At 41.1% G+C, this 1108-nt stretch carries 4 protein-coding genes; all 4 read right to left on the reverse strand.

Going from position 1 to position 1108, the window contains the following annotated elements:
* Positions 1–85 precede the first annotated feature (85 nt).
* On the reverse strand, positions 86–298 hold the full coding sequence (locus C7B16_RS24185; RefSeq protein WP_107180287.1) for a hypothetical protein: 213 nt from the start codon (positions 296–298) through the stop codon (positions 86–88).
* Positions 299–410: 112 nt separating this feature from the next.
* Positions 411–587 carry a hypothetical protein gene (locus C7B16_RS24940; RefSeq protein ID WP_181244207.1) on the reverse strand — a complete coding sequence of 59 codons (177 nt, stop codon included), beginning with the start codon at positions 585–587 and terminating at the stop codon, positions 411–413.
* Complete coding sequence (locus C7B16_RS24190; RefSeq protein WP_001224685.1) at positions 580–762, reverse strand: DUF7167 family protein; 183 nt, start codon at positions 760–762, stop codon at positions 580–582. The genes C7B16_RS24940 and C7B16_RS24190 overlap by 8 nt, the downstream gene beginning before the upstream one ends.
* Positions 744–1016 (reverse strand): hypothetical protein, encoded by a 273-nt coding sequence (locus C7B16_RS24195; protein WP_107180288.1) that lies wholly within the window; start codon positions 1014–1016, stop codon positions 744–746. The genes C7B16_RS24190 and C7B16_RS24195 overlap by 19 nt, the downstream gene beginning before the upstream one ends.
* Between the last annotated feature and the right edge of the window lie 92 nt (positions 1017–1108).

Raw genomic sequence — 1108 nt, forward strand, 5'->3', positions numbered from 1 at the left:
ATTTTTAATTTAGCCTCTTCGATTAATTGCTCTTTGGTTAATTCAGTCATTTTTCATTACCGCCCTTTCGGGCGGCCTCCAGACATTAATCGTCGTAGTAACTCATGGCTTCATTTGCAGCATCAACCGGATCAACCTCCCACCAGCAAAAATTTGGGTCGGTTCCTTCAGGTGTCCACGGTTCTAATTCATTTTTTGCCACATTCTCGTCACCAGTAATTTTAAAAACCTGCTCAGAGAATTTTTTCACCCACTCGTTATATTTTTCAGTATTAATGGTTTTCTGAATATTTGACATAGATATTCCTCCGGTTAAGGATTCTATTTTATTTACAGTACTGAATTTAATTATTCAGATTTGGATTATGCTTTCTCTTTCACTTCACGCAGTGCCTGGTAATTAATTTTGCTCATTCATCGCCCCACTCATCACAATATGCTTCGACCGGAGTTTTTCCTGCTTCATAGTCATCACGCCATGCTTCGGCATCAGCAGCACTTCCACCACGTAACTCTGCATAGTCCATTAACAGTTCATGCCATTCTTCAAAACTGACGTTGTTTTTAGTTGAACCAAAATCAGCCATTTTGTTCTTCCTCCTCGTCTTTTATTTCGTGATATGAGTAATTGCAGTAGTTAAAGAAAATTTCTTTTGCTTCGTCATGAATTTCATCAGGTGTCGCATCATCGTCCACTTCGAATACATCCTCAAAATCTCCACCAGCTATTCCCGTTTCAATAATTACTTTGAACTTTCGCATTTCACTATCGCCCTTTCCCACGTTTTCAAACTTTCACCACAGAACGGACAAAATGAAACCCGCACTGGTGATTTAGAAAATTCACCGGAACGCAACATCACCAAATCAGGGCCGCGAGTTAAACTCTCATTCCAGATTTTGTATATCAGCAGACCTTTTCGCGTCGTGTATTCAGCATCATGCTCAAGGGACTTTGCCAGTGCTGCACACGGTTCTATCTTGTTGCCATTAACCTGACATTTTGATTCGCTCACTGGTTGCCTCCTTTGCGAAGCTGGGCGGCTAACTCGTCACACATATGCGTCAAAGAGCAAAATTTGATTGATGGATGTTCGCGCATCATCTC

It is taken from the genome of Escherichia sp. 20412-1 (genome assembly GCF_003027595.1).
GTDB lineage: Bacteria > Pseudomonadota > Gammaproteobacteria > Enterobacterales > Enterobacteriaceae > Escherichia > Escherichia marmotae.

Excerpts from the sequence above, each read along its gene's own strand:
- C7B16_RS24185 (WP_107180287.1), bottom strand. The coding sequence starts at position 298 with ATGTCAAATATTCAGAAAACCATTAATACTGAAAAATATAACGAGTGG.
- C7B16_RS24940 (WP_181244207.1), bottom strand. The coding sequence starts at position 587 with ATGGCTGATTTTGGTTCAACTAAAAACAACGTCAGTTTTGAAGAATGG.
- C7B16_RS24190 (WP_001224685.1), bottom strand. The coding sequence starts at position 762 with ATGCGAAAGTTCAAAGTAATTATTGAAACGGGAATAGCTGGTGGAGAT.